At 74.3% G+C, this 18592-nt stretch carries 21 protein-coding genes; 12 read left to right on the forward strand and 9 right to left on the reverse strand.

Annotation, left to right across the window (positions count from 1 at the left end; all coding sequences use genetic code 11):
- The first annotated feature begins 128 nt into the window (after positions 1 to 128).
- From AB0Q99_RS08200 to AB0Q99_RS08215, 4 genes are all read left to right on the forward strand, one after another.
- Positions 129 to 1001: an alpha/beta fold hydrolase gene (locus AB0Q99_RS08200; RefSeq protein ID WP_363569491.1), complete on the forward strand. Its 873-nt coding sequence runs from the start codon at positions 129 to 131 to the stop codon at positions 999 to 1001.
- A 424-nt stretch (positions 1002 to 1425) separates the two neighbouring features.
- Positions 1426 to 1584 carry a hypothetical protein gene (locus tag AB0Q99_RS08205; RefSeq protein ID WP_157849739.1) on the forward strand — a complete coding sequence of 53 codons (159 nt, stop codon included), beginning with the start codon at positions 1426 to 1428 and terminating at the stop codon, positions 1582 to 1584.
- 310 nt (positions 1585 to 1894) lie between these two features.
- On the forward strand, positions 1895 to 2533 hold the full coding sequence (locus AB0Q99_RS08210) for a DUF6758 family protein (RefSeq protein WP_363569492.1): 639 nt from the start codon (positions 1895 to 1897) through the stop codon (positions 2531 to 2533).
- Between the two features lie 71 nt (positions 2534 to 2604).
- On the forward strand, positions 2605 to 3465 hold the full coding sequence (locus AB0Q99_RS08215; protein ID WP_363569493.1) for a PHP domain-containing protein: 861 nt from the start codon (positions 2605 to 2607) through the stop codon (positions 3463 to 3465).
- 182 nt (positions 3466 to 3647) lie between these two features.
- Here the strand turns inward: AB0Q99_RS08215 and AB0Q99_RS08220 are convergent, their stop codons facing one another.
- A complete protein-coding gene (locus tag AB0Q99_RS08220; protein WP_363569494.1) occupies positions 3648 to 4289 on the reverse strand; it encodes a suppressor of fused domain protein in 642 nt (213 codons plus the stop codon).
- Between the two features lie 432 nt (positions 4290 to 4721).
- Here AB0Q99_RS08220 and corA point away from each other — a divergent pair, with 432 nt between their 5' ends.
- On the forward strand, positions 4722 to 5843 hold the full coding sequence (corA, locus tag AB0Q99_RS08225) for a magnesium/cobalt transporter CorA (protein WP_363569495.1): 1122 nt from the start codon (positions 4722 to 4724) through the stop codon (positions 5841 to 5843).
- 17 nt (positions 5844 to 5860) lie between these two features.
- Here the strand turns inward: corA and AB0Q99_RS08230 are convergent, their stop codons facing one another.
- Complete coding sequence (locus tag AB0Q99_RS08230; protein ID WP_363569496.1) at positions 5861 to 6796, reverse strand: DMT family transporter; 936 nt, start codon at positions 6794 to 6796, stop codon at positions 5861 to 5863.
- Positions 6797 to 6928: 132 nt separating this feature from the next.
- Here AB0Q99_RS08230 and AB0Q99_RS08235 point away from each other — a divergent pair, with 132 nt between their 5' ends.
- The 4 genes from AB0Q99_RS08235 (at position 6929) to AB0Q99_RS08250 (ending at position 10774) form a co-directional block, all read left to right on the forward strand.
- The gene (locus tag AB0Q99_RS08235) at positions 6929 to 7468 is read left to right on the forward strand and encodes a hypothetical protein (protein WP_363569497.1); all 540 of its coding nucleotides are present in this window, start codon (positions 6929 to 6931) and stop codon (positions 7466 to 7468) included.
- A gap of 168 nt (positions 7469 to 7636) precedes the next feature.
- Positions 7637 to 8932, forward strand: a complete 1296-nt coding sequence (locus AB0Q99_RS08240; protein WP_363569498.1) for a CBS domain-containing protein — start codon at positions 7637 to 7639, stop codon at positions 8930 to 8932.
- Positions 8933 to 9041: 109 nt separating this feature from the next.
- Positions 9042 to 9557: a DUF1003 domain-containing protein gene (locus AB0Q99_RS08245; RefSeq protein WP_363569639.1), complete on the forward strand. Its 516-nt coding sequence runs from the start codon at positions 9042 to 9044 to the stop codon at positions 9555 to 9557.
- Positions 9558 to 9613: 56 nt separating this feature from the next.
- Positions 9614 to 10774, forward strand: coding sequence for an Mrp/NBP35 family ATP-binding protein (locus AB0Q99_RS08250; RefSeq protein ID WP_363569499.1), 1161 nt, complete (start codon positions 9614 to 9616; stop codon positions 10772 to 10774).
- Between the two features lie 170 nt (positions 10775 to 10944).
- Here AB0Q99_RS08250 and AB0Q99_RS08255 read toward each other — a convergent pair whose 3' ends face one another.
- The 4 genes from AB0Q99_RS08255 to sigE all read right to left on the reverse strand — a co-directional run bounded on the left by AB0Q99_RS08255 (position 10945) and on the right by sigE (position 14304).
- Positions 10945 to 11613, reverse strand: coding sequence for a hypothetical protein (locus tag AB0Q99_RS08255; RefSeq protein ID WP_363569500.1), 669 nt, complete (start codon positions 11611 to 11613; stop codon positions 10945 to 10947).
- 223 nt (positions 11614 to 11836) lie between these two features.
- Complete coding sequence (locus AB0Q99_RS08260; protein WP_363569501.1) at positions 11837 to 12271, reverse strand: sec-independent translocase; 435 nt, start codon at positions 12269 to 12271, stop codon at positions 11837 to 11839.
- A 168-nt stretch (positions 12272 to 12439) separates the two neighbouring features.
- Complete coding sequence (locus AB0Q99_RS08265; protein ID WP_363569502.1) at positions 12440 to 13348, reverse strand: zf-HC2 domain-containing protein; 909 nt, start codon at positions 13346 to 13348, stop codon at positions 12440 to 12442.
- 110 nt (positions 13349 to 13458) lie between these two features.
- Positions 13459 to 14304, reverse strand: coding sequence for an RNA polymerase sigma factor SigE (gene sigE / locus AB0Q99_RS08270; protein WP_363569503.1), 846 nt, complete (start codon positions 14302 to 14304; stop codon positions 13459 to 13461).
- A gap of 174 nt (positions 14305 to 14478) precedes the next feature.
- Between sigE and AB0Q99_RS08275 the strand changes: the two genes are divergently transcribed.
- Entirely contained in the window at positions 14479 to 15111 is a 633-nt protein-coding gene (locus AB0Q99_RS08275; RefSeq protein WP_207809516.1) for an O-methyltransferase, read from the forward strand.
- Positions 15112 to 15245: 134 nt separating this feature from the next.
- On the opposite strand, the gene AB0Q99_RS08280 is transcribed toward AB0Q99_RS08275, so the two are convergent.
- Positions 15246 to 15413 (reverse strand): DUF3117 domain-containing protein, encoded by a 168-nt coding sequence (locus AB0Q99_RS08280; RefSeq protein WP_014137929.1) that lies wholly within the window; start codon positions 15411 to 15413, stop codon positions 15246 to 15248.
- A gap of 300 nt (positions 15414 to 15713) precedes the next feature.
- On the opposite strand from AB0Q99_RS08280, the gene AB0Q99_RS08285 reads away from it, so the two are divergent.
- Complete coding sequence (locus AB0Q99_RS08285) at positions 15714 to 16514, forward strand: enoyl-CoA hydratase-related protein (protein ID WP_363569504.1); 801 nt, start codon at positions 15714 to 15716, stop codon at positions 16512 to 16514.
- A gap of 10 nt (positions 16515 to 16524) precedes the next feature.
- Here AB0Q99_RS08285 and AB0Q99_RS08290 read toward each other — a convergent pair whose 3' ends face one another.
- Positions 16525 to 17118 carry a DNA-3-methyladenine glycosylase I gene (locus AB0Q99_RS08290; protein ID WP_363569505.1) on the reverse strand — a complete coding sequence of 198 codons (594 nt, stop codon included), beginning with the start codon at positions 17116 to 17118 and terminating at the stop codon, positions 16525 to 16527.
- Positions 17115 to 17579: a DivIVA domain-containing protein gene (locus AB0Q99_RS08295; protein ID WP_363569506.1), complete on the reverse strand. Its 465-nt coding sequence runs from the start codon at positions 17577 to 17579 to the stop codon at positions 17115 to 17117. Before AB0Q99_RS08295 ends, AB0Q99_RS08290 begins: the two co-directional genes overlap by 4 nt.
- Before the next feature lie 181 nt (positions 17580 to 17760).
- Between AB0Q99_RS08295 and folP the strand changes: the two genes are divergently transcribed.
- On the forward strand, positions 17761 to 18573 hold the full coding sequence (folP, locus tag AB0Q99_RS08300) for a dihydropteroate synthase (protein ID WP_363569640.1): 813 nt from the start codon (positions 17761 to 17763) through the stop codon (positions 18571 to 18573).
- The last annotated feature ends 19 nt before the right edge of the window (positions 18574 to 18592 follow it).

Consider the following 18592-nt stretch of genomic DNA (forward strand, 5'->3'; position numbering starts at 1 on the left):
CCGGCCCGGCCCGCCCCCTCGGGCGTTCCCGCCGCGCCGCCGACGGCGTGGGCGCCGGTCGGCGGCGGGTACGGCCTAAGCTCGGGGACGTCGGGCAGTCGCAGGTAGCAGAACAGGGAGACCACGCCATGAGCACGCCGCCGTTCCTCAGGTTGCCCGGGTGCGCGCGGGCCGAGCGGGTGGTGACCGGACGCGGGGAGTTCGCGGCGCTGCGGGCCGAGCCGGCCGGGGCGGTGCGCGGGTCCGCGCTGCTGGTGCCGGGGTTCACCGGCAGCAAGGAGGACTTCATCGGGCTGCTCGAACCGCTGGCCGCGGCCGGGTACCGGGTGACCGCCGTGGACCAGCGCGGGCAGTACGAGACCGGCGGGCCGGAGGACCCGGGGGCGTACGCCGTCGGGGAGCTGGGCGCGGACGTACGGGCGCTCACCGAGGCGCTGGCGGCGGACGGCGGGCCCCTGCACCTGCTGGGGCACTCCTTCGGCGGCCAGGTGGTGCGGGAGGCGGTGCTCGCCGCCGCGACGGGCCCGCTGCCGTGGCGGTCGCTGACCCTGATGTCCACCGGCCCCGGCGCGATCGACCCGGCCGAGGCGGCCCGCACCAAGCTGCTGCTGGACGCGCTGCAGGTGATGGGCCTGGAGGAGATCTGGCAGATCATGCGGCAGATGGAGGCGGACAGCGGTCAGCCGCAGCCGGGCCCGGCCCCGGCCGTCGCCGAGTTCCTGCACCGCCGCTGGCTGGCCAACGTGCCACTGGCGCTGTCCGTCACCGGCGGCCACCTGGTCGCCGCACCGGACCGGGTGGACGAGCTGGCCGCCGCCACCACCGGGCTGCCGGTGCTGGTGCTGTCCGGGGTGCGGGACTACGCCTGGCCCGTCCCGGAGCAGACCGGAATGGCCGAGCGTCTGGGCGCCCACCGGGTCGTGGTCGCGGACGCGGGCCACTCCCCCAACGCCGAGCAGCCGGCCGCGACCGCCGGGGCGCTCGCCTCCTTCTGGGCCTGACCGGCCTCCGTTCCCGGGCCCGACCGGCCCCCGCCCCACCCCGACCGACTCCCGTCACGCCACTTGTTCCGGAAGTGGTCTCTACCACTTTCGGAACTTCGGCGGACTTCCGCACGGGACAAAAGTCGTTAGTTACGGTAATCTTTGATTCTGTCCGGGAATCATCGTCGGCCCCGACGCCGACGCACTTCATCCGAAACCTGGACTTCACGGACGGGCAACGGCCCGGTAGCACCGCCACGACATCGTGGTTCACGAGGCACTGGACGCACCAGGCAAGCAGGGGGAGCCCTTGCCGCAGCAGACCGCCGCACGCACGACCCGCCCGGTCCGGCCGATCCGCCGGACCCGCGACATCCCGAAAGGGCTGATACCCACTCAGCCGCTATCGCCCCGCCCCGCGGGGCAAGGAAAGGAGACGCCCATGACGAAGACCATGCGCTTCGAGATCGTCCGACTGGACGACGCCAACGGCTCCGCCACCGACCGTCTGATCGCCGACGCCGCCACCGTGCGCGAACACGTCCAGGCCGCCGCCCGCACCGGCGAACGCCTGCTCATCCGGCCGTGCCCGACCGTCTGACCCCGCGCGGCGCCTCCGACCGGGAGCCCTCACCCGCCGCAGACGAGCCGGGAGCGTCCGATCCGGACGTTCCGATACCCGACTGACGCCCCGTCACCGCGATCGCCGATGACGGGGCGTCAGTGCGTCCGGGGTCGGAGCCCGGGACGTTTGCCGCCGCTCCTGACGGGACATCCCCCAACGGGAACCGTCCGCGAACGCGCCCACTCCGCGCCGACCGGGCATCCGCGACCGCGACAGGTGCCGCCGAGCCCTCCGTACGGGTGATCGTCCTTGACGCGGCGGTCCGGAGGGAGGAGCGTTGTCGGCTATGAGGGGCGAGCCAAGCTGCCCGAGGTGCGCCGGTCGGGTCCGCGCCCCCGGTCTGTTCTCAGACACCTGGCAGTGCGACCGGCACGGAGCCGTGCACCCGATGCAGCCCGTGCTGCCCCCGAGTGTCGAGGCCCTCGGCGTCGCCGTCGTCCGTTCACAAGTCCCCGTCTGGCTGCCCTGGCCGCTCCCGGTCGGCTGGCTCTACACCGGCATCGCCCACGTCGGCGACGACGTCTCCGGCGCCCGGGCCACCGCCGTCGCCTGCTCCGGCCCGGCGCCGCTCGGCGGTTTCGGCGAGCTGGTGCTGGTGGCCGAGGAACTGGGCGTCGGGCTCGGCGCCCGCTACGCCGGCCTGCCCGGGCCCGACCCGGGCGACTCCGTCGGCCTCTACAAGCCCGCCGACGCCAAGCTGATGGCCGCCGGCCGGCCCACCCCGATGTTCCACGTCCCGGACGCCCCGGTCGACCGCGCGGTGTTCGTCGGCGAGGCCCGCGGGCTCTGGCTCTGGGCGATCGCCTGGCCCGAGCAGTCCGCCCTGGTGATGTACGACGAGCTGGTGCTCACCGACCTGCGGGAGGCCGGCGCCGAGCTGGACCTGCTGCCCTGCGGGGCGCTCTCCCCCCGGCTGTTCGGCTGACCCGGGCCCGGGCCGGGGCGCCCGGACGGCCTATCCTGGGCGGCACCCACGAGCCTCCAGGAGCCAGCCCCGTGCGCATCGACCTGCACGCCCACAGCAACGCCTCCGACGGCACCGACAGCCCGGCCGAGCTGGTCGCGGCGGCCGTCGCCGCGGGCCTCGACGTCGTCGCGCTCACCGACCACGACACCGTGGCCGGCCACGCCGAGGCCGCCGAGGCGGTGCACGCGCTGCCGGACGGCGCCCGGCTGACCGTCGTGCCGGGCGCGGAGCTGTCCTGCGTCGTGGACGGCATCAGCCTGCACCTGCTGGCGTACCTGTTCGACCCCGAGGAGCCGCGGTTCGCGCGCGAGCGGGAGCTGGTGCGCACCGACCGGTTCCGGCGCGGGCGGGCGATCGTCGAGCGCTGCCGGGAGCTCGGCGCGGACATCAGCTGGGAGCAGGTGAGGCGGATCGCGGGCGCCGGCTCGGTCGGGCGGCCGCACATCGCCAGCGCGCTGGTCGAGGCGGGCGTGGTGGCCACCGTCTCGGACGCGTTCACCCCCGAGTGGCTGTCCAACAGCGGCCGGGCGGACGTCCGCAAACACGAGACCGACCCGGTCGAGGCGGTCCGGCTGGTCCGGGCGGCCGGCGGGGTGCCGGTCTTCGCCCACCCGGGCGCGGTCAAGCGCGGCCGGACCGTCTCGGACGGGGTGATCGCCGACCTCGCGGCGGCCGGGCTGGCCGCGCTGGAGGTCGACCACACCGACCACGACGAGGAGACCAGGGCCCGGCTGCGCGGCCTGGCCGGCGACCTCGGCCTGCTGGTCACCGGGTCCAGCGACTACCACGGCGCCCGCAAGACCGTCCGGCTCGGCGAGCACACCACGGACCCGGCGGTGTACGAGGCGCTGCTGGCGCAGGCGACCGGCGCGAAGCCGTTCGAGCGCTGAACCGGGCCCCGAAGGTGCGCGCCGGCGCGCCCCGGCGGGCGGGGCACGGCAGGAGCGTACGGGCGAGGCCGGGGCGTACGGGCACGGCGCGCACGCCCTGCCCGACCACCGCCCGACCACGGCCCGCGCCCCTGTACGAGCCCCCGTACGATCCCCCGCACGAGCCACCGCCTGAGCGGTCGTCAGTCCAGCCGGACGCCGCGGCGGTCCGGGTCGCGCAGGTCGGCGCCCTGGTTCAGCCAGCGCTCCTGGAGCGCCGCCGCGCCGTGCACCCGCTTCCAGCCCGCCTCGTTGGGCGTCATCGGCAGCAGCGGCAGGAAGCGGACCGGCTCGGCCGGCTCGGCCAGCTCCAGGTCCTCGACCAGCCCGCCCGGCTCGGCGGCCAGCACCGAGGTGAAGGGCGCGCCCTCCCACAGCGGGGCGCCGAGGTCCAGCGAGCCGCCCGGGGCCACCACCAGACCCTCCACCTGCGGCGTCGCGGCGAAGGTGGCCAGGCTGCGCAGCACGCTGTCCTGCCCGCCGCGGACGGTCAGCAGCAGTTCGACCCGCGGGCCGCGCACCTGGTCGGCGACCGGCGAGGTGGGGTCGGCCATCGGCGCGGCGGACATCCCGAGCGTCGCGTAGCGCACCAGGCCCTCGGCGTCGGGGCCGAAGCGCAGCACCTCGATCCGGTCGGTGCCGAGGAAGGTGACCGCGGCGCGGCCGCCCGGTTCGCCGAAGGTGGCGATCAGCCGGGCCTCGACGGCGGCCAGCACCGCCTCCCGGGAGAGCTCCGGGGAGCTGCCGCCGTGGGGGTCGCCGAAGAGCGGGAAGTCGTGGGCCATGCCGGTGAGCGTAACCCGCTGGTGCGCGCGGCCCCCGTGCGGGCGGCGCGCAGGTGCCGCCTCGTCAAGGGCCCGTAAAGCCTGGGGAACCCCCCGGCGCCGGTGGCCGGTCGGATGTTAGGGTGAGCGACTGGCCACCGGGATGCTTCCGTCCCGGGGCGGCGGCGCGAAGGAGGTGGTTGCGGTGGATACCGGCCGACCATGCAGTACCGGCAGCTCTACCCGGCCCCGACTTCCCCGTAACCCGCGCCCCGCGGGCCCGATCGGCTGATCCAGCCGCGGTAGCCCCGGGCACAGGCCCCACGGCGGACGGACCGGCCGGGAGAGCACCTTCATCCCCCCTTTCACCGGTGTTCTTCGCCGTCGTACCGCGGCCGAACGTTTCTGCTTCCACGCCGCCGCGCGACGGCTCCCCGCCCCTGGGAGCCTGCCATGTCGATGATCAACAGCCTGCGCGCCGCCGTCCGCACCAACCGCCGCCGTGGCGCGGCCGGGGTGTACGACGTCCTGTCCGAGGACGCCTCTTCGGCGATCGTGGACTGCGCGGTCTACCAGCACGGCAAGCGCAAGGGCGAGACCTGCAGCCCGCGCGAGGCCGCCCGCCGGGTCAAGGCCGAGCAGCAACTCCCCGAGGGCAAGGGCTCGTTCAGCTGGATCGGGCTGCACGAGCCGACCGAGGAGGAGTTCGAGGGGATCGCCCAGCGCTTCGGCCTGCACCCGCTCGCGGTCGAGGACGCGGTGCACGCCCACCAGCGCCCCAAGGTCGAGCGCTACGACGACGTGCTGTTCGCCGTCTTCAAGACCATCCGCTACGTCGAGCACGACCAGCTCACGCCCACCAGCGAGGTGGTGGACACCGGCGAGCTGATGGTCTTCGCCGGGCGGGACTTCGTGATCACCGTCCGGCACGGCGGCCACGGTTCGCTGCAGGAGCTGCGCCACCGCCTGGAGGCCGACGCGGACGAGGCCGGGCTGCTCGCCAAGGGCCCGTCGGCGGTGCTGCACGCGATCGCCGACCACGTCGTGGACAACTACCTGCTGGTCGCCGAGCGGCTGCAGAACGACGTGGACGAGATCGAGTACGGCGTCTTCTCGGCCAAGGGCGGCCGCAGCGCCGACGTCGGCCGGGTCTACCAACTCAAGCGCGAGGTACTGGAGTTCAAGCGTGCCGTGGTGCCGTTGCTGCGCCCGATGCAGCAGCTGTCCGAACCGCTGCAGCGCCTGGTGGACCCGGACATCCAGAAGTACTTCCGGGACGTCGCCGACCACCTGGCCCGGGTCGCCGAGCAGGTGCACGGCTTCGACGAGCTGCTGAACTCGCTGCTGCAGGCGAACCTGGCCCAGGTGTCGGTGGCGCAGAACGAGGACATGCGCAAGATCACCGCCTGGGCGGCGATCTTCGCGGTCCCCACCATGATCACCGGCGTCTACGGCATGAACTTCGAGTACATGCCCGAGCTGCACCACAAGTACGGCTACCCGACGGTGCTCGGGGCGATCGTGCTGATCTGCGTCGGGATGTACCGGGGCTTCCGCCGCAACGGCTGGCTCTGAACGGCTGGCTCTGAGCGTCAGCGCCGCCCGCCGCGGGCGACCAGGACCAGCCCCAGCAGGATCAGCACCACCGCCGGATAGGCGGCCGCCGGGGGCCACTGGCCCAGCCAGAGCGCGGCGATCAGCGCCGCCCCCGGGGTCTCCAGCAGGATCGCGGTGGAGGTGACCGACGGGCCGAGGCTGCGCACCACGCGGTTGCTCAGCGAGTGGCCGAGCAGCTGGGCGGCGACCATCAGCAGCACGATCTGCCACCACACCCCGGCCGGCCACCCGGCCAGCGGGGACCCGGCGACCAGGCAGATCCCGAGCAGGACCACCGATGTGGTGGCGTAGCAGACCAGGGTGTACCCGGTGGTGCTGACCGTCTTGCGGACCTCGGCGCCCAGCAGCACGTACCCGGCCGCGGCCAGTCCGGCGGCGAGGGCGAGCCCGTCGCCGAGCAGCGCGCGCGGGGAGAGCGAGAGGTCGACCCCGGTCAGCACCAGCACGCCGGCGAAGGCCACCACCGTGCCGAGCCAGACCGTCCGGGGCGCCCGGACGCCCATCAGCCGCATCAGCAGGATGGTCCACAGCGGGGTGGTGGTGACCAGGGCGGTGGCGGAGGCCACCGAGGTCATCCGCAGGCTGGGCATCCACAGCGCGAAGTGGACGGCGAGCAGCGCCCCGGCCGCGATCGCGAGCAGCAGCGCCCGTCGGCCGATCCCGCGCAGCTCGGCCCGGTGGCGCAGCAGCGCGTACGGGCCGAGGACGCCGACCGACATGACGTTGCGCCAGAAGGCGATCGCCAGCGCGGGCGCGGCGGTGGCGCTGATCAGCGGGCCGGACAGCGAGATGCCGCCGATCGAGAGGGCGAGCAGCAGCAGGTCGAGGGTGGGGAGCGGATGCGTCGGCCCCGGCTCGGCGGCGGGCGCGGAGGCGGGGGCTGGGGCGGTCGCGGGCCGGGCGGCGGGCACGGCGCTCCTCTGCTGGTCGCGGCGGGTGGTGCGCTCATACGGTAAGGCCCGTGGCGCGGCAACGGAACTGTCGCCCGGAGGCTGAGACGTCCCGCGGACGGAACCGGACGGGAAAGCCGTACGCTGTCAGCCATGGACCGTACGCCCGCCGCCGCGACCGCCGACGCCTTCCTCGACCAGGCACTGCTGGAGGAGGCCGCGAAGAAGTCCGGTCTGCTCTGGGTGCGCGCGGACGGGCAGGAGCAGGCCCGGCCGCTGTGGCACGCCTGGCACGACGGCGCGGTCGTGGTGGTCGGCGGGGGCGGCGAGCAGCCGCTGCACGGCCTGGCCCACGGCGCCGGGGCCGTGGTCACCGTCCGCAGCAAGGACAAGGGCGGCCGGCTCACCGGCTGGAGCGCCCGGGTGGTCGAACTCGCGCCGGGCGGCGAGGCCTGGCTGGGCGCGGTCGAGGAGCTCAAGGGCAAGCGGCTCAACGCGCCCGACACCGACGCCATCGCCGAGCGCTGGGCCCGCGAGTGCCGGGTGCTGCGACTGGAGCCCGCCGGCCCGCTCACCGAGCGCCCGGGCGCGATGCCGGACGACTCGCACGCCGCCCGGCCGATGCCCACCCCGGCCACCACCCGCCGCCCGATCCCGGCCGGCCTGCCCAAACTGCTGTTCAAGCGCCGCTGAGGGTTCACCCCGCGGACTCCTCCCGCCGTTACCCTGCCTCGTCGGGCCGGGCCCCGCACGCCCGGGTAGATTTGGCCCCGGGTGCGCCTCGGCGCACCGGGTAGGGCGCACCGCGTACGGCGCACGACGTCGGGCGGGTACCGCGAGTCGAGGGAGTCGAGGGAGTTCATGGCAGGGCCAGGCACCCGGGTCTTCATCTCCCATCTGTCCGCCATCGCGGTCTTCGACCCCAACGGCGACCAGGTCGGCCGGGTCCGGGACGTGGTCGTCTCGCTGCGCCTCGGCGGGCGGCCGCCGCGGGTGCTCGGCCTGGTGGTCGAGGTGGTCGGCCGGCGCCGGATCTTCCTCCCGATGACCCGGGTGACCAGCCTGGAGTCCGGCCAGGTGCTCACCACCGGCGTGATCAACCTGCGCCGCTTCGAGCAGCGCCCGTCCGAGACCCTGGTGCTCGCCGAGCTGCTGGACCGCACCGTCACCTGGTCCAAGACCGGCGAGGACGTCACCGTGCTGGACGTCGGCATGGTGCAGAGCCGGCTGCGCGAGTGGGAGATCAGCAAGGTCTTCGTCCAGCTCGGCCGGGCCGGCCGGCTGCGCAAGGCCAAGGGCGAGCGGCTCACCCTGGACTGGCAGGACGTCACCGGCTTCGCGCTGCCCGAGCAGGACCAGGGCGCCGCCAACCTGCTCGCCACCTTCGAACAGCTGCGCCCCGCCGACCTCGCCAGCGTGATGCACCACCTGTCCGCCAAGCGCCGCGCCGAGGTGGCCGCCGCGCTGGACGACGAGCGGCTCGCCGACGTCCTGGAGGAGCTGCCCGAGGACGACCAGGTCGAGATCATCGGCAAGCTCCAGGAGGAGCGCGCCGCCGACGTCCTGGAGGCGATGGACCCGGACGACGCCGCCGACCTGCTCTCCGAGCTGCCCGGCGACGAGGCCGAACGGCTGCTCCAGCTGATGGAGCCGGACGAGGCCGCGCCGGTGCGCCGCCTGCTGACCTACGAGGAGGACACCGCCGGCGGTCTGATGACCACCGAGCCGGTCGTCCTGGAGCCGGACGCGACGGTCGCCGAGGCGCTGGCCCGGGTCCGGATCAGCGACCACAAGCCCGCCCTCGCCGCGCAGGTCTTCGTCTGCCGCCCGCCGAACGAGACCCCGACCGGCCGCTACCTGGGCACCGTGCACTTCCAGCGGCTGCTGCGCGAGCCCCCGTACGTCCTGGTCGGCTCACTGGTCGACGACGACCTGGACCCGCTGCCGCCGGACACCCCGCTGTCGCTGATCACCAGCTACCTGGCGACCTACAACCTGGTCGCCGCCCCGGTCGTGGACGAGGCGGACCACCTGCTCGGCGCGGTGACCGTCGACGACGTGCTCGACCACCTGCTGCCGGACGACTGGCGCGACGCCGCGCCGCACGCCGACGACGCCCGGCACGACGACAGGGAAGGGGTGACCGGTGGACAGTGACCGCAACGGCCGGCCGGACGACTCCGCACGCCGCCGTCTGAAGGGCGAGCTGCGCCAGCTGCGCCAGCTGCGCGAACTGCGCACCCGCGAGGGCAGCCGGGAGCGGCGGGTGGAGACCACCCCGATCACCGGCACCGGCCGCACCCGGCTCGACCAGCCGCGCACCGCCCGGCCCGGCCTGCTCTCCCTGCCCTCCTACGACCCGGAGGCGTTCGGCGTCCTGTCCGAGCGGATCGCCCGCTTCCTCGGCACCGGGCGGTTCATCGTCTGGATGACCGTGGTGGTGGTCGTCTGGATAGCCTGGAACACCCTGCTGCCGGCCAGCGTGCGCTTCGACGAGTACCCGTTCATCTTCCTGACCCTGGCCCTGTCGCTGCAGGCCTCCTACGCGGCCCCGCTGATCCTGCTGGCGCAGAACCGCCAGGACAACCGGGACCGGGTCAACATGGAGCAGGACCGGGCCCGCAGCGACCGCAACATCGCGGACACCGAGTACCTGACCCGCGAGGTCGCGGCCCTGCGGCACGGGCTCGGCGAGGTCGCCACCAGAGACTTCATCCGCTCCGAACTACAGTCCCTGCTCAGGGAGATCGAGGAGCGCCGGGACGTCGCCGAACCGCTGTGACCGGCGGCACGCTACCGGCGAGTCAAGCGGTTCGTCCGGCGCCGTACCATCAAGGCATGGCCAACGAGACAGAGGTCGCGGCCGGCGTCACGGAGGAGTCCGTACGCCAGGCGCTGGCGACCGTCAACGACCCGGAGATCAACCGCCCGATCACCGAGATCGGCATGGTGAAATCGGTCGGGATCGCCGAGGGTGGCGCGGTGCGCGTCGCGGTCTACCTGACGGTCTCCGGCTGCCCGATGCGCGACACCATCGTCACCCGGGTCCGCGAGGCGGTCGGGAAGGTCCCCGGGGTGACCGGCGTCGAGGTCGAGCTCGACGTGATGAGCGACGAGCAGCGCAAGGAGCTCTCCCAGTTGCTGCGCGGCGGCGCCCCCGAGCGGGAGATCCCGTTCGCCAAGCCGGGCACGCTGACCCGCGTGTACGCCGTCGCCTCCGGCAAGGGCGGCGTCGGCAAGTCCTCGGTGACGGTCAACCTGGCGGCCGCGATGGCCGCGGACGGCCTGAAGGTCGCCGTCGTGGACGCCGACATCTACGGCCACAGCGTGCCGCGCATGCTGGGCGTCGAGGGCCGGCCGACCCAGGTCCAGGACATGATCATGCCGCCGCAGGCGAACGGCGTGAAGGTCATCTCGATCGGCATGTTCACCCCGGGCAACGCCCCGGTGGTCTGGCGCGGCCCGATGCTGCACCGCGCGCTCCAGCAGTTCCTCGCCGACGTGTGGTGGGGCGACCTGGACGTGCTGCTGCTGGACCTCCCGCCCGGCACCGGCGACATCGCGATCTCGGTGGCCCAGCTGGTCCCCAACGCGGAGATCCTGATCGTCACCACCCCGCAGATGGCCGCCGCCGAGGTGGCCGAGCGGGCCGGCACCATCGCGGTGCAGACCCACCAGAAGATCGTCGGCGTGATCGAGAACATGTCCGGCATGCCGTGCCCGCACTGCGACGAGATGATCGACGTCTTCGGCACCGGCGGAGGCCAGACCGTCGCGGACGCGCTCACCCGCACGGTCGGCGCGACCGTTCCGGTGCTCGGCTCGATCCCGATCGACGTGCGGCTGCGCGAGGGCGGCGACGACGGCCGCCCGGTCGTGCTCGCCGCGCCCGACTCCCCGGCCGGCGCCGCCCTGCGCGCGGTGGCCGGCAAGCTCGGCGGCCGCCAGCGCGGCCTGTCCGGGATGTCGCTCGGGCTGACACCCAAGAACAAGTTCTGAGCCGGTGGGCGCACCGCTCCCCGGTTCGGAAGCGAGCCGGGGAGCGGCGGCAGGGGCCGGGTGGTGCCGTGCGCACCACCCGGCCCCTTCGTCGTCGGCGCGGACCCCCACGGTCGTGGCCGCGGGCCCGCGGTCGCGGCCGCCGGGCCCACGGGCGGGCGTGGGCGGCCCTACGGGCGGGTGTAGGAGGCCAGGTCCGGGACGGTGGAGAAGCCCACGCCGTAGGCGCTGACGCCGCGGCCGAAGGCGCCGAGCAGGACGCCGGGAGCCTCGCCCGCCAGGACCCAGCCGTACTCGGACTCCCGGTAGCGGAAGGGCTGCGGCAGGCCGTTCACCGGCAGGCTGAGGGTGGACCAGCCGGGGCCCGCCAGGTCGTCGGCGAGGTCCCAGGCGAGGCTGCTCTGCTGGTCCAGCCAGTCCTGGCGCAGCGCCCGGTCCAGCTGGCCGGGCCAGGTCGCGGCGAGCAGGCCTGAGCCGGCCAGCCAGGCGGCGGAGGAGGCGGACGTCGCCTCCAGCGTGCCGGTGTTGTCGGCGCTGCGGCGGCTGTCCCGGCGGGCGACGGTGACCACGGCGGCGAACTTCCGCATGTCGCGCGGCTCGTACTGCTTGGCGGGCTCGTCGCCGTGGCCGAGCGAGCCGTAGTCGACGCTGCCGGCGGCGCGGATGCCGGCGCCGGCCTGCATCAGGTAGCGGCGGCCGGTCCAGCCCTCGTCCAGCCCGTACCAGGGGAAGTCGGCGGACAGGTAGGGCACCAACGGGTCCGCCGGGCCGGCCTGTCCGCCGACCACCGGGCCGCCGGCCGTGGCCGTCGCCCCTCCCGCCTGACTCGTCGCGTCCATCCCCGGGCCTCCTCAAACGCACGTTTGCCTGCCGTGGCGCGCTCCCATGGTGGCGTACCGCGGCGTTCCCGGGGGCCGTTCCTGGTCCGCGACCACGCGGAATGTGACGGACGGCTCAGCGGGAACAATCAGCACAATAGCGGCGCACGCGCCACCGCCCCGCTCAGCGGGGCAGCCGGGCGGGGCGGTGGCGTGCGGTCGGGGTGCCGTCGCCGAGTGCGCGTCAGGTGGCGTCGGGGTCGAACGGGGGCCGCTCACCGGGGGCCAGCGGGGCGCCGGCGGAGGCGGGTGCCGGGGCGGACTTCTCGAAGCTGACGCTGCCGCTGCGGCCGTTCACCGGCGCGGCGGGCTTGTCGTCCAGGACGGACCGGATGTCCAGCGAGTCCTTCATCTCCTTGAGGCCCAGCGGGTCCTCCTGGCCGCCCATGAGCTGCTTGCGGACGAAGTTCTTGGGGTTGAGGTCCTCGAACTCGAAGTCCTGGAACTCGGGGCCGAGCTCGCTGCGGATGTCGTCCTTCGCGTTGTCGGCGAAGGAACGGACCTTCCGGATGAAGCCCATGGTGTCCTGGATCAACTTGGGCAGCTTGTCCGGACCGAAGATGATGATCGCCATCACGACCAGGGTCAGGAGCTCCAGCCCGCCTACGTCGCTGAACACCTTTGCTCCCTAGCTCGTCGGACGACGGTCCCTACAGGGTAATGGCCACCGGCGAGTCCCGGGCCCACGCTGCGATGAAGCCGTGGTAAAGACCTGCCGGTGGCCCGGCGCGTCGTCGTCGGACGCCGGGGTCCGTCCGGGGCGCTCCGGCGGCTCCGCCGGTGCGTGCTAGCGGGTCTGCTGGCGCAGGGCGGCGACGCCGCCGCCGGGGTTGCGCTCCGGGGAGGACGACGGGGACGCGTCCCGGGTCGCCGCGACCGGACGGCCCGGGAAGTCCACCGGGATCTGGGCGGTCATCGGGACGAGGCCGCCGCGACCGGTGCCGGTGTTGCCGCCGGGCGGGCTGACGGTCGTGCCCTGGCGGTCCTCGCCCTGCGGGGTGAGCCCGCCGACGCCGCCGAGCGTGACCGCGGCGACGGAGAAGGCGCCCGCGGCGGCGAACACCAGCCGGCGCCCGCGCGCGGAGGAGCGGACGGCGGCCGCGGACGGCTGCGACCGGGCGGTGCGGTCCGGTGCGGCGGCGGTCTCGGGACGGACGGAGCGCCGGCCCATCAGCGGACGCAGTACCGCGCCGCGCCCGAAGGCCCGCGGGTCGACCCCGGGCACCGGGCTGTCGGCGCCGAGCGCGCCCGCGCCGAAGGAGGCTCCGGCACCGCGGCCGAAGGTGCCGCCGGTGAGCCGGCTGCCACCGAACGTGCCGGTGCCCGCGACCCCGCCACCGGGCAGGTCGTCGTCATCGTGGCGCCCGCGTCCGGGCGGCCAGTCGCCGTCCGCCGGACCGTCCTCGGGGAGGTTGCCGACGGCCATCAGCCGGGCCATCAGGGCGGAGGACGGGCCGGGCGTGCCGGTGCGGGTCAGCAGGTGCTTCACCGAGCGGCCCTCGTCGGCCTCGGCGAGGCACTGCGGACAGGTCGCCAGGTGCGCCTGGACCCGCTCGCGCGAGTCGTGGCCGAGTTCGCCGTCCAGGAAGGCGGAGAGGCGGTCGCCGAGGTGGTGCTCCTCGGCGGCCGGTTCGGCGGGCCGTACGGGCAGCGCGCGCAGCGCCGTGTCGGCGGGCAGCGTCAGCGCGGGCAGCACGGGCTCACCGGGTTCGTCGGTACCCCGACGGCCCGGGAGGCCCCAGCTCCGCCGGTTCAGGGGCCGGCCGGACGTGTCCGACCGGTCCGAGCCGGACCGGCTGGTTCCGCTCACGATCGCCTCCGTCCGCGCCCACCGGGCGCGACCGCGGCCTCGACCGTCCCGACGCCGACCGGCACCGGCTCCTCCGAGCCACCGCGGCGCTCACGGCCGGGGGCCGAGCCGGGGGCGCGGTGCTTGAGCGCGGCGCGCAGGTGCGAGCGGCCGCGGTGGATGCGGCTGCGGACGGTGCCGAGCTTGACGCCCAGCGTGGCGGCGATCTCCTCGTACGACAGGCCCTCGATGTCGCAGAGCACCACGGCCGCGCGGAACTCCGGCGCGAGGGTGTCCAGGGCCTGCTGCACGTCGGCGTCGAAGTGGGTGTCGCTGAAGTGCTGGGCCGGGCTGGGCTCGCGGGAGGCGAGCCGCTCGGCCGCGTCCTCGCCGAGCGCGTCGAAGCGGATGCGCTGACGGCGGCGGACCATGTCCAGGAACAGGTTGGTGGTGATCCGGTGCAGCCAGCCCTCGAACGTGCCGGGGGTGTAGGTGGACAGCGAACGGAACACCCGGACGAAGACCTCCTGGGTGAGGTCCTCGGCGTCGTGCTGATTGCCCGTCAAACGGTAGGCGAGCCGGTAGACGCGGGCGCTGTGCGCCTCGACGATCTCCTCCCAGGAGGGCGGAGTCCAGGTCTGCGCGTCGGGGCCCTCGGCGAACGTGGCGAGGGCGGGGGCCTCGGTGGTACCGGCGGCCGGCGTCGCGGCGGCGGGCTGGTCCAGGTCGGAGTGCGCAGGCTGGTTCATCACGGGCTTCGGCGTACGGACTGACGCGGTGCCGCGGGAGTGCCGCCGCACGGGGACGTCGCCCTCGGCCACACCTCCTCGGTCGGCTCTTCTGCCCAGCAGGGCCACCACCATATCCACCTCACCCGTCAAGCCCGGATAAAAGTGCCCGGGAGGTCTCCCGCACCCGGTCCGTCATGACAACGGCCCGCCGCCGTACGCGGTTCCCGGGCGGCCAGTAATCTGTGGCAGGAAATATCGACATCCCCCGGCACCGGGCCGCCACCCGGGGCTCCGAAAGAGGCAGCCATCAGCGAGTTCGGGCCCGCGCGCGCGGCCCTCGCCGACACCTACGTGGGCGAGGACGCGGTCCTGACCTATGCCCGGGCGCAGTCCGCGCGAACCGGCATACGCGCGATCGGGCCGAGCGGCGGGGCGTGCCTGCGGCTGCTGGCGGCCGCGCTGGACGCCAAGGCGGTGGCCGAGATCGGCACCGGCACCGGGGTCTCCGGGGTCTACCTGCTGCGCGGGATGCGGCCGGACGGCGTGCTCACCACGGTGGACTCGGAGCCGGTGCGCCAGCAACTGGCCCGCGAGGCGTACCAGGCGGCCGGGTTCGCGGCCAACCGCTCCCGGTTCATACCGGGCCGGGCGCTGGAGGTGCTGCCCCGGCTCGCCGACGGCCAGTACGACCTGGTGTTCTGCGACGGCGATCCGGCCGAGTCCCGGGAGTACCTGCTGGAGTCGCTGCGGCTGCTGCGGCCAGGCGGGATGGTCTGCTTCGAGGGGGTCTTCCAGGAGGGCCGGCTGGCCGAGCCGGAGCTGCAGGACCCGCAGACCGGCGCGGTGCGGGACCTGGTCCGGGACGTCCGGGAGAGCGAGGCCCTGCTGCCGGCGCTGCTGCCGGTCTCGGACGGGCTGCTCTGCGCCGTCAAGCGCTAGGAACGACCCCGGACGCCGACCGGCGGACGGCGGACGGCGGGAGCCCGCGGGGAAAACGCGCGGGCCCGGGCCGACATGACGTCGTACCCGGGCCCGGCAGTGCATCTCCAGGAGATGGCGAGCACCCGCTGCGGTCAGCCGCAGGCCTTCTTCAGGGCCTCGCCGAGGGCGTCGGCCTCGTCAGGCGTGAGCTCCACCACAAGGCGTCCGCCGCCTTCGAGCGGAACGCGCATGATGATGCCCCGCCCCTCTTTGGTGACTTCGAGCGGGCCGTCACCCGTCCGCGGCTTCATGGCCGCCATGCTCGTTCCCCTTCCTGCAACCGCTCAGCTACGCACCGGCAGTCCGTCCACCGCCGGTATCGAACGCATTGATCGGAAGCCATTATCCCGCATGCCACGGGCTGATGACCAACATCACTCTCGGTGCAACCTCGACCGGACCGCCCCCAACCGCCGCAATTCACGTCATAAGCCCCGGCGTGGCGACGGCACGGACGCCACCGGAAGGTGCGATACCTCACACTCCCCAGGCCACCGCGTGCTCCGGCATCCTGGCACACGACACCGACACCACGACGATCACCCGGGGAGCCCTCGCCCATGTCCGATTCCGTGCTGTACGAGCTGGACGGCGGCCTGGCCGTCATCACCATCAACCGTCCGGAGGCGATGAACGCCCTCGACGTCGCCACCAAGGTCGCGCTGCGCGACACCGTGGTCGCCGCGGCCGAGGACCCGGCGGTGCGGGCCGTGCTGCTGACCGGGGCGGGCGAGCGCGCGTTCTGCGTCGGGCAGGACCTGAACGAGCACCTGGCGATGCTGAAGCGGGCCGAGGAGACCGGCGAGGGCGCGCTGCGGACCGTCGCCGAGCACTACAACCCGCTGACCCGGGCGCTGGCCGGGATGCGCAAGCCGACCGTCGCCGCGGTCGGCGGGGTGGCGGCCGGCGCGGGCGCCTCGCTCGCCTTCGCCTGCGACTTCCGGATCCTGTCCGACCGGGCCGGCTTCAACACCGCCTTCGCCGGGATCGGCCTGACCGCCGACTCGGGCGCGTCCTGGACGCTGCCCCGCCTGGTCGGGCACGCCAAGGCGACCGAGCTGCTGATGCTGCCCCGGACGGTGAAGGCCGCCGAGGCGATGGAGCTGGGCCTGGCCACCAAGGTGGTGCCGGCCGACGAACTCGCCGCCACCGCACGGGTCTTCGCCCGGGAGCTGGCCGAGGGCCCGACGGTCGCGTTCGGCGCCATCAAGGCGTCGCTCGCGTACGGTGCTTCGCACTCGCTGGACGAACTCCTCGACAAGGAGGACGAGCTGCAGACGCTGGCCGGCGACAGCGAGGACCACCGGATCGCGGTGCGCGCCTTCGTCGCCAAGGAGAAGCCGACGTACGTCGGGCGCTGAGCCCGTCCGGTCAGCCCTCGGCCCCGGTGCGGACGTGGCAGTCCGCCAGGTGGTCGTCCACCAGGCCGCAGGCCTGCATCAGGGCGTAGGCGGTGGTCGGGCCGACGAAGCGGAAGCCCGCCTTCTTCAGCGCCTTCGCCAGCGCCGTCGACTCCGGCGTGACGGCCGGCACCTCGCTCATCCGGCGGGGGGCCGGCCGGCCCGGCTCCGGGGCGAACCCCCAGATCAGCGCGTCGAGACCGCCCTCCAGGTCGCGGGCGACCCGCGCGTTGGCGATCGCCGCCCGGATCTTGGCCCGGTTGCGGATGATGCCGGTGTCGGCGAGCAGTCGCTCCTCGTCGGCCTCGCCGAACGCGGCGACCGCGCCGATCTCGAAGCCTGCGAACGCGGCCCGGAAGCCCTCGCGGCGGCGCAGGATGGTCAGCCAGGACAGGCCGGACTGGAAGGCCTCCAGGCAGACCCGCTCGAACAGCGCGTCGTCGCCGTGCACCGGGCGGCCCCACTCGGTGTCGTGGTAGACGCGGTAGTCGTCGGTGGAGTCGCCCCAGGCGCAGCGGCGCAGCCCGTCCGGACCGAGCACCGCGCCGTCGGCCGGGGAGGTCACTGGTCCTTCACCGGTTTCGCGTCCTCGGGCGCCGGGGTCTGGGCCTGGGCCGGCGCCGGTGCCTCGGCCGCCGGCTTGGTGAGGGCGACGGCCGGCTCGACGACCCGGGCGAACTGCTCCAGGCCGGGCAGCGGTTCGGCCGCCGGGTCGGGGCCGTTGGTCGCCTCGACCGCGCCGCGCAGGTGGGCGGCGGCCTCCAGCTCGGCGATCCGCGCGTCGCGGTAGGCGAGTTCCGCGCCGAGGCGGTCCAGGACGTCGTCCACCTCGTCCATCCGGTAGCCGCGCAGCGCCATCGGCAGGCGCAGTTCGTCCACGTCCGCCTTGCCCAGCGGGCGGTCCTGCGGGAGCCGTGCGGAGACGCGGTCCGGTACCGCCTCCGGCATCGAGCCGCCCCCGCCGAGCGCCACCAGGGCGGCGCCGCCGACCACCACGGCCATGGCGACCACGATCACCCAGAACACGAGCTGTCCTCCCGAACTCCCGGTCGGCCTTCGTCGAGGTGCCAGGGAACCAGACTGATCATGACAGCATGGTCCCTTAGTGAGGCCGGGGGCCATCATCGCACCCGCAGGAGCTCTGGAGGAGACATCGGTGGCACTGCGCCTGGGACCGCGGGAATTCGGTGACGACGAACTGGTGATCATGGCGATCGTCAACCGGACGCCGGACTCGTTCTTCGACAAGGGCGCCACCTTCGCCGACCCGGCCGCGTTCGCCGCCGCCGACCGCGCGATGGCCGAGGGCGCGGCGATCCTGGACATCGGCGGGGTCAAGGCCGGGCCGGGCGACGAGGTCACGGTCGAGGAGGAGCTGCGGCGGACCGTGCCCTTCGTGGCCGAGCTGCGCAAGCGCCACCCCGACGCGGTGATCAGCGTGGACACCTGGCGGCACGAGGTCGGCGAGGCGGTCTGCGAGGCGGGCGCGGACCTGCTGAACGACGCCTGGGGCGGGGTGGACCCGAAGCTCGCCGAGGTGGCCGCCCGCCACGACGTCGGACTGGTCTGCACCCACGCGGGCGGCGCCGAGCCGCGCACCCGTCCGCACCGGACCGGGTACGAGGACGTGATGGCGGACATCCTGCGGGTGACCGTGGGGCTGGCCGAGCGCGCGGTGGAGCTCGGCGTGCGGCGGGACGCGGTGATCATCGACCCGGGGCACGACTTCGGCAAGAACACCCGGCACTCGCTGGAGGCCACCCGGCGGCTGCCGGAGATGACCGCGACCGGCTTCCCGGTGCTGGTCTCGCTCTCCAACAAGGACTTCGTCGGCGAGACGCTGGACAAGCCGGTGGACGAGCGGCTGCTCGGCACCCTGGCGACCACGGCGGTCTCGGCCTGGCTGGGGGCGCGGGTCTACCGGGTGCACCAGGTCGCGGAGACCCGCCAGGTGCTGGACATGGTCGCCTCGATCCGGGGCACCCGCCCCCCGGCGGTCGCCCGCCGGGGGCTGGCCTAGGGGCCGCCGCGGGACGGCG

This window comes from Kitasatospora sp. NPDC086791 (assembly GCF_040685975.1).
Classification (GTDB): domain Bacteria; phylum Actinomycetota; class Actinomycetes; order Streptomycetales; family Streptomycetaceae; genus Kitasatospora.

Excerpts from the sequence above, each read along its gene's own strand:
- AB0Q99_RS08200 (WP_363569491.1), top strand. The coding sequence starts at position 129 with ATGAGCACGCCGCCGTTCCTCAGGTTGCCCGGGTGCGCGCGGGCCGAG.
- AB0Q99_RS08205 (WP_157849739.1), top strand. The coding sequence starts at position 1,426 with ATGACGAAGACCATGCGCTTCGAGATCGTCCGACTGGACGACGCCAAC.
- AB0Q99_RS08210 (WP_363569492.1), top strand. The coding sequence starts at position 1,895 with ATGAGGGGCGAGCCAAGCTGCCCGAGGTGCGCCGGTCGGGTCCGCGCC.
- AB0Q99_RS08220 (WP_363569494.1), bottom strand. The coding sequence starts at position 4,289 with ATGGCCCACGACTTCCCGCTCTTCGGCGACCCCCACGGCGGCAGCTCC.
- corA (WP_363569495.1), top strand. The coding sequence starts at position 4,722 with ATGTCGATGATCAACAGCCTGCGCGCCGCCGTCCGCACCAACCGCCGC.
- AB0Q99_RS08235 (WP_363569497.1), top strand. The coding sequence starts at position 6,929 with ATGGACCGTACGCCCGCCGCCGCGACCGCCGACGCCTTCCTCGACCAG.
- AB0Q99_RS08240 (WP_363569498.1), top strand. The coding sequence starts at position 7,637 with ATGGCAGGGCCAGGCACCCGGGTCTTCATCTCCCATCTGTCCGCCATC.
- AB0Q99_RS08250 (WP_363569499.1), top strand. The coding sequence starts at position 9,614 with ATGGCCAACGAGACAGAGGTCGCGGCCGGCGTCACGGAGGAGTCCGTA.
- AB0Q99_RS08255 (WP_363569500.1), bottom strand. The coding sequence starts at position 11,613 with ATGGACGCGACGAGTCAGGCGGGAGGGGCGACGGCCACGGCCGGCGGC.
- sigE (WP_363569503.1), bottom strand. The coding sequence starts at position 14,304 with ATGGTGGTGGCCCTGCTGGGCAGAAGAGCCGACCGAGGAGGTGTGGCC.
- AB0Q99_RS08280 (WP_014137929.1), bottom strand. The coding sequence starts at position 15,413 with ATGGCGGCCATGAAGCCGCGGACGGGTGACGGCCCGCTCGAAGTCACC.
- AB0Q99_RS08285 (WP_363569504.1), top strand. The coding sequence starts at position 15,714 with ATGTCCGATTCCGTGCTGTACGAGCTGGACGGCGGCCTGGCCGTCATC.
- folP (WP_363569640.1), top strand. The coding sequence starts at position 17,761 with ATGGCGATCGTCAACCGGACGCCGGACTCGTTCTTCGACAAGGGCGCC.